Origin of the sequence: Vibrio sp. M260118 (genome assembly GCF_036533755.1) — a bacterium.
Lineage (GTDB): Bacteria > Pseudomonadota > Gammaproteobacteria > Enterobacterales > Vibrionaceae > Vibrio.
The window spans coordinates 1-7,379 of the sequence record NZ_JATABG010000167.1 but is presented as its reverse complement, the minus strand read 5'-3'; the positions used below and the strand labels follow the sequence as shown (position 1 = coordinate 7,379).

Genomic DNA, 7,379 nt, shown 5'->3' with positions numbered 1-7,379 from the left:
CCAAATTGTACCTGTGCCCACTCCATTGGTGTTGAGTTTTCCATATTAGCTACCTAATCAATATTACTTAAGTGATCAGATCTCAGCCTTGGAAATGAGTTCAAAAAAAATCCTCGAACTGAGTTCGAGGATTTGTGTATAAGAGACAGGGCACGAAGCCTTCCTTTTTTGTATCTGCTCGATTTAGTTTGCCTTTGGCAACACGACGACTTGGGTTTTGGCCCAAATATCATGGAAACCGCGTTTTTGTGGGTCGATAGGTACCATAAGGTTGGCTAAGCCAAAACCTGAGGTTCCAATACGGATCAGCGCCTGTGTGACAGTCACAGGAGAGCCATCATTTCCGCGCATGTGTAGTTTCCATGCACGCATTCCCAAGGTTTGACCTGCTCGTGTCCAAAAGAATACAAAGAAGTAGATCCAAACAAACGCTAAATAAGCCGTGTAGATTGGGCTCCAAACAGGGTGATTAGTTAAAAAGTCGCTTACATCCTCATAGCCAACATGGGCAAATAAACCCATGCCTACCAATGCATGTAAAATTGCGACTATGACACCTGCTGCCATCATCTCGACGGCAATGATAATCAAACCATCATATAAAAGCGCACCGAGGCGGCGAAATAAACCGGCTGGTGGTAAAGCTTCACTCTTCGACATAAATCCTACTTACCCAAAACTCACTAGGCGAAAGAATATAGGTTTGGCTTAACTCTGAAAAGAGAGCTTGCGCACAGACTCCTTGATTACTGCACACTTTAGCCTTTAAAAGGTGAGTGCAGCGAGTTAACAAGCCCCTCGCCGCGTAAGAGCATGTGATGACATAGTGTTAGCAAGATACCCACGCCTGTGCTCCGGTCACACATATGGTGAAATTATCAGCAAACGATGGTTATCTAAGGTATTTCTTCTTGCGCCGCTAAAATGCATACGTATAATGCCAAACATCAAGAGGTGATAGCCTCAAGATGCCGGTGTGGTGAAATTGGTATACACGACGGATTCAAAATCCGTTGCCTTCGGGCGTGGCGGTTCAAGTCCGCCCACCGGTACCATACATAGAAAGGTCGCTTTTATAGCGGCCTTTCGTCGTTTTGGGTGCTTGAAAATGTTCTACTTTTCAGATGCTTACCTCAAAATCCCTTTCCTGCTATCGCTTCTTTTCTTCCCCAAATAGGCTCTCCTTATCCGCCTTAAAATTTCTCCCATGGTCCATATATGGTTCATCGCATGACGATTCTGTGCGCAAGGGAATCCCAGTAAATCCAACAAATGCAAAAAGCAGCCGTCGCGCAAGCCAGTATTAGTAAGGGCTCTGAGCTAACAAAACCATGGTACGACCATGGTGACTTTACGGTGCTATGAGGTTTTGGCTTTGCCTTTATGGAACAACTGATCGTTTTGACGGATAGTCGAAAAGTCGGTTTGAGATAGGAGGTTTTGTGGTGTGTGTAGTAAGCGCGTTGGGGTAATACACCTACAATCAATCACACAAATGAATTAACCCAAGTTGATATCGATATGCAACTGTGTAATCTTCTTTATAGTGGTGAACAAATGGAGCTTGACCAACTATGAAGATGATTTTCGTCGATGCTGAAAATGTAGGACTTAAGGAGCTAGAAAAAATTAACGCTTCTGTTGTTGATAAAGTCTTTGTTTTTTCTAAGTCAGATTCAGTCAAGCTTGTTTGTGAAAAGTCGTTGTACCTGTTCTTATCTGACTATCCGACAGGTCAGAACCAAGCCGATTTCTATATCATTGCATATCTGTCTAGGGTGCTGCTCGCTTTAGATAAAAAGCAGTTGGGCTCTGTTCATTTTGAGCTATACAGTAACGATGAAAGTTTGATTTCAGCATTTGAGTTTCAGTGCAAGCAATTAGGCGCACCTTGTCAAAGCATCAGAACTAGAGAGAACACCGTTGTTCCAATTGTTAAGCCACAACAGACAACCCCCAGATCCCCTGAAGAAAAGCTTCTTCATGCTTTGAAGTCTCCTCGTGCTTTAGATCCTAGCTTTCAAAAGCAGCTAGGGCTGTCAAAGTCAGATTTTACCAAGGCAATCAATGAGCTTTCCAAAAATAACCAAATCAAGCGTAGTCCTCAGTCCAAGAAAAAATGGGTTAGGTGTTAGTAGGCTGACTTACCGACCTCATTAAAGCGTGATGAATGGCGGTATTCTCCATCGCTACTACTACCATCAGTGTGTGAATATCGCTGCCCTAAGCTCATTCGGTGGCTACTAGAGTACCTTCTGATGGTAATTGTACGGGATTAGTGTCTCGGCTCTCGGTGTGCTCTGAGCTATATGCTTGCGATTGAGTTTCTATGCGAGATATAGGGACTCACTTTGTTTCGTGTGTCTGTGACTAGTTGATTTTGTAAATGTGGTGGGATGGAGTGGGAGCTAGGTTTCGGATAGGGTATTGATATTAAATATATAATAACCAGTACAACAGCTTGCCGTAGGCCGCTGTTGTACTGGTTATTATTAATATGTTAGTGGTTCGGGTGGTGAAATTCGGTGTGCGGGTTTGCATGAGCTTTAAGGAGAAAGTGTGAGTAAGATAATTTTGGTTCGAAGCCCAAGTGAATTAATTTCTAAAAATTTAGCTGGGTACGGGTGGGACTGTATTGAGATGTCGTCTTTCTCTAACTTTGAAGATTTAATGAAATATGTTGAAGGTGAGCAGATCAATATTGGTCGACAGAGAAATCAAATTTCTCGATTTTTCCATGCTAAGCCCGGAGATATAGTCGTAGTTCCTGTACATAGAGCTATTGTTATTGGAATTGTTCGAGGCGGAAAGTCTTATGATGAAAATGGCGGCTATGGAGCTAATCGTATTAATGTCGATTACTTTAAAAATGAACATGGTGAGCCGATTAAAATTCCTCGCGCGAAGTTATCACAGCGATTGGAAAGTCGATTAAAAATCAGAATGACTATTGCTTCATTGAATGAATTCGCAGATGAAATAGAGGGGTACGTCACTCAGTTAAAAGACAACAACCAAGTCTGTTTTGACAGTATTTTTCAACAGAAGAAGGATAAACAAGTTGCTGACTTTAAAGAGACTCTACTTTCTAGATTAAGAAATGGCTCGACTACTTTGGCAAGTGGAGGTTATGGCTTAGAAAGGTTGGTTAAAGAGCTCATGGAGTTGGAAGGATACTCTGCTCATATAGCTGCGAAAAATAAGACCTCAGATATTTCTGATGTCGACATTGAGGCAAGTCGCACTGACCCGGTATCGAGTAACCGAGTGTTTATCCAAGTTAAGCACCATAGAGGTGAAACTAGTGGTTGGGGAATTCGCCAACTGGCTGCTATCGAAGAAGATGAACATGTTGATAAATGGCTTATTACTACAGCAAATGTAGCTGATGAGACTTTGGAGCTTGCCAAGAAAGAGAATGTTTCCGTAATGGATGGCTCAAAGCTTGTTGATTGGATTTACGATAGAATTGATGAGTTGTCACCTTTAAGCAAAGAACAACTGGGTATCGGGATATTGCCGCAGGTAATCACATCTTAGACTTCAAATCAATATTCGGTCAGTGTGCATATCTGTATATAAAATAGCCGAAATAAAACCTCCTTCAAGCATTTAATAAGATTAAGAATCTATATCTTAATGGAGGTTTGAATGAGTAAATCACAGCGACTCACCACCACTTTCCTCAACAACCTTAAACCCAACCCTAAAACCGCTAAATTCGCCGACTACGAAGTTAACTTGTCTGCTATGAAAGATAGTGGCTTGCCTACTGGCGTTCGCTGCTTAGTAGGTAAGTCTGGCGGGAAACGCTTCTTACTCCGCTATACCAGTGCGGTAACAGGTAAGAAAGCCTCTATTGGTCTTGGTAAGCACCCTGAAACTGACCTCGCCACACTGCGCAAAACAGCCAAAGAGTATCGCCAGCAAATTATAGAAGGCGTTGATCCCAAGCTTGAGCGTGACAATCAGACTACCGAGAAGACGATGACTCTGGAACGGTTCTTTGATGAAGTTTACCTGCCACTGGCTAAACAGAAACGTAGCTGGAAGGATGATGTTGCTCGGTTTCGTTTAGCAAAGTCGATATACCATATCTCGATTCACGACCTAACCGCCGCCGATATCATCAAAGTCCAAATGGAGATGCAAAACGCAGTTACGATTAAGGGGAAACCATATGCTCCTGCTTCGATAAACCGTGTTCTAGCCCTGCTCAAAACGATCAATCGTCAAGCATACAAGTTGATGGACGCTCCGCTCATTGCTGACAAGGTGAGCTTGTTAAAAGAAGATAACGTGCGCACTGGTTACTTGTCCGAATCACAGCTAAAGGAGTTCATAGGTCACGCTCTGAACCATGAAGATAAGAGCATTGGTGCGTACTTAGTTCTGCTGTTTTTGACTGGCGCGAGGGATAAAGAACTTCGTTTGCGCTTGAAATCCGATGTGAATTGGGAGGAGAAATCTCTCACTATCCCGCATACGAAAAATGGTAGTAGCCACGTTATTTATCTGAGCGATTACATGCTTGAGATTTTGAGGTCGGTGCCTCATGTGGCGAATAATCCGTATCTCTTTCCTGGACGCAAAAAGGGTAAACCAGTAGGGCAACCTAGGCATGCTTTCAAGGCTATTAAAGCCAAGATGGGACTGCCCGACATACCGGGTGATAAAGCGAATCTAACCCTGCACAGTGCTCGCCATACGGTTGGAAGTTTGTTAGCTAGCCAAGGAGTCTCGTTACACGACATAGCCAAGCAGTTAAATCACGCTGACCTGTCATCAACAAGGCGCTACTCAAAATTGACTGTAGGGCGTCGGAGGGAGATTGGCTCTCGCTTGTCGGATATGGTGACTGCGAAGCCGGAGATACGTTGGGAATGAAGAAGTTAGGTTTAACCAGTTAATTTAGAAATGACATTAGAAAAGCCCCTGTTTAGCGATGAGCTAAACAGGGGCTTTTTCATTATTAAACGGAGATTAGAAATGAAAACAGTAAACAAGTTTGAAGACATTCAATCACTGCCAATGCCTGATGGTGTGAAAGCAAAACTACTCGAACACCTGATTGAGCCATTCGGTGATGAAGAAAATACGAAAGCGTTCTGGGATGAAGTCGGTACGACCTTGTACTTGATTGAGGAGTCCGATACCGACGAAACCTTGAGTGAAGAATCTGAGGAAGACCAGCATTTTCTAAGGTTTCTTAGTAACTTTAGCGAGTGGGTGCTAATTCTTAACTCTCCTGACTGTCCTTGGCTATTAGCGGTCGCCATAGTGACCATGGAAGGCGCTGGTGTGTACTGCTGTGCTCCTATGAACAGTCCAACGTTCCCTGTCGCCAAGCTCGCTGACCAAGCTGAATCTTAAAATCAAATTAAACCTGAACAATTCCATCTTAAAGGAGGTGTCCTATGGCACGTAAACCAAGCAATAAACAAGAAACGGTTCAACCTGAAATCGTAGAGGGTAATGAACAAGTAACAGTCGTGGAAGAGTTACCAGTTGACCATTTCACTCATATTGTGCTCGAAGGCAAAGCGAAAAAGCTATCGCCGAAAACGGAAAATCATTTGTTCTATGAAATTGCTATTCATCAGGGGAGAAGGAACTTTATATCCGTATATCGGGTAATCAAGGGGGGGTCTTTATTGTCGAAGTTGGATCCCACTTAAAGATATCACCGCTGTACTAGATGTGCAGGGTGATCTATAACGAGTGTATTGCGCAGGTGGAGGCTTTTTTAGATTTGGGCTTAGAACTTAGCCACATTGATAGTCATCACCATGCCCACACTCACCCTTTACTATTGCCGATAGTGACTGAAATCGCTGAAAAATATGGCGTGCCACTTCGCGGTCAGAGTGTTGAGCATCTAAGGTATGCTTTTAGTGATCAGTTTTATGACCAAAGAGTGGAACTTGATGGTTTGCTTGAGCACTTATATGAGATGCGAAAACAGTATGATGTAGTTGAAGTCATGTGCCACCCGGCAATCGTAGATATAGCTTTGTCGGAGACCAGTGGCTACGCTTTGCAGCGAGAAAAAGAGCTGCAAGTTCTTACCAATGACAAACTCTCTATATTACTTGCTCGCCATTCAATCGAAGTCACGGATTATTCCGCTTTAACTACCCAGCACCAATAGCTGAGTGTAGGATGCTTTATGACTGCCAGGATCCCCTAACGTTATCACCTTACATTCTGGCAGTCCCTTTATTTATTTGATCAAGCATAGGAAAGTATGGCAAGGATAAAAGATGTTGCTGAGCTAGCAGGTGTCAACCGTTCAACGGTGTCGCGTATTATTAATGGCGAAGGCAAATTTAAAGAGGAGACGCGGCAAAAAGTTGAAGAAGCAATGAAGCAGCTAAACTATCGTCCGAGTGCGATTGCTCGCTCACTTGCGACCTCTTCAACCAATATGGTCGGTTTACTTGTTACCTATTATACCGGTGGCTTTTTTGGTGCTTTAATGGATGAAGTTCAAACTGAACTGGACCAGCACAAAAAGTTTCTGATCACGGCTCAAGGGCATCACTCAGCAGAGGGCGAAAAAGAGGCGATTCAGCGCTTTAACGATCTTCGTTGTGAAGGGTATGTTTTACACTGTCGCTATCTATCTGACCAAGAGCTGGTTACCTTATCTTTGCAACCCACGCCATTTGTACTGCTTGATCGATTTGTTCCGAATTTAGAAGAGAGGTGCATAACATTTGATCACGCAAAAGCGAGTCGAATTGGTGTCGAACATCTTCTAAATTGTGGTCACGTAAATATAGGCTGTATTGCCGGTCCACCTCATCGCACCAACAGTCAATTAAGAAAGCAGGGGTATCTAGATGCGATGCAGAAAGCAGGCATCGTGGTGCAAGACTCATGGTGTGCCAAAGGTGACTATGGTAGAGAAAGTGGTTATCAGGCAATGAAACAACTACTGGCTTCAGCGCCAGAGCTCACGGCTATTTTCTCTTGTAGTGAAGAGATGACCGTTGGAGCCCTGCAGTATCTTCATGAATCTGGCGTTGCGGTTCCCGAGCAAATATCCATCGTCAGCTTTGATAGTATTGATCGCTGTTCAGAACTCTATCCAACCGTTACCGCTGTTCACTTCCCAATTAGTGAGATGGCGCGAGCCGCCGCTTTACAAGTTAAGCACCTAATTGGCAAAAAAGATATTGCACCTTTGCCATCGTTTGAACCTCAGTTAAAAGTCCGCAACTCCCAAAAGCGCATCAATTACTAAATGCGCTTTTTCCGCGTTTATTCAAAAAGTTGTCTATCTTTAAAGTAACAACATGGAGATAGACAATGTATCGAGTTACCCCTTACCTATTTTTTGCTGGACGATGTGAAGAAGCGTTAGATTTCTACCA

7 protein-coding genes, 1 tRNA gene and 1 pseudogene are annotated in these 7,379 nt (G+C 43.4%); 8 read left to right on the top strand and 1 reads right to left on the bottom strand.

Translation table 11 applies throughout. The features are described from left to right. Positions 1 to 183: 183 nt before the first annotated feature. Positions 184 to 660, bottom strand: a complete 477-nt coding sequence (locus QTO00_RS11285; protein ID WP_331424905.1) for an RDD family protein — start codon at positions 658 to 660, stop codon at positions 184 to 186. A gap of 310 nt (positions 661 to 970) precedes the next feature. On the opposite strand from QTO00_RS11285, the gene QTO00_RS11280 reads away from it, so the two are divergent. The 8 genes and pseudogenes from QTO00_RS11280 to QTO00_RS11245 all read left to right on the top strand — a co-directional run bounded on the left by QTO00_RS11280 (position 971) and on the right by QTO00_RS11245 (position 7,249). Further along, positions 971 to 1,055: transfer RNA gene (locus QTO00_RS11280), tRNA-Leu, on the top strand. 519 nt (positions 1,056 to 1,574) lie between these two features. Then, entirely contained in the window at positions 1,575 to 2,135 is a 561-nt protein-coding gene (locus tag QTO00_RS11275; protein ID WP_331424904.1) for a hypothetical protein, read from the top strand. Between the two features lie 424 nt (positions 2,136 to 2,559). Next, the gene (locus tag QTO00_RS11270) at positions 2,560 to 3,540 is read left to right on the top strand and encodes a restriction endonuclease (RefSeq protein ID WP_331424903.1); all 981 of its coding nucleotides are present in this window, start codon (positions 2,560 to 2,562) and stop codon (positions 3,538 to 3,540) included. 111 nt (positions 3,541 to 3,651) lie between these two features. Continuing rightward, a complete protein-coding gene (locus QTO00_RS11265) occupies positions 3,652 to 4,887 on the top strand; it encodes a tyrosine-type recombinase/integrase (protein ID WP_331424902.1) in 1,236 nt (411 codons plus the stop codon). Positions 4,888 to 4,989: 102 nt separating this feature from the next. Next, complete coding sequence (locus tag QTO00_RS11260; RefSeq protein WP_023585702.1) at positions 4,990 to 5,373, top strand: hypothetical protein; 384 nt, start codon at positions 4,990 to 4,992, stop codon at positions 5,371 to 5,373. Between the two features lie 44 nt (positions 5,374 to 5,417). Beyond that, positions 5,418 to 5,678, top strand: coding sequence for a hypothetical protein (locus QTO00_RS11255; protein ID WP_331424901.1), 261 nt, complete (start codon positions 5,418 to 5,420; stop codon positions 5,676 to 5,678). Between the two features lie 32 nt (positions 5,679 to 5,710). After that, positions 5,711 to 6,151: pseudogene (locus tag QTO00_RS11250) on the top strand (ChbG/HpnK family deacetylase); the annotation flags it as partial. A 96-nt stretch (positions 6,152 to 6,247) separates the two neighbouring features. After that, positions 6,248 to 7,249: a LacI family DNA-binding transcriptional regulator gene (locus QTO00_RS11245; RefSeq protein WP_331424899.1), complete on the top strand. Its 1,002-nt coding sequence runs from the start codon at positions 6,248 to 6,250 to the stop codon at positions 7,247 to 7,249. Positions 7,250 to 7,379 lie beyond the last annotated feature (130 nt).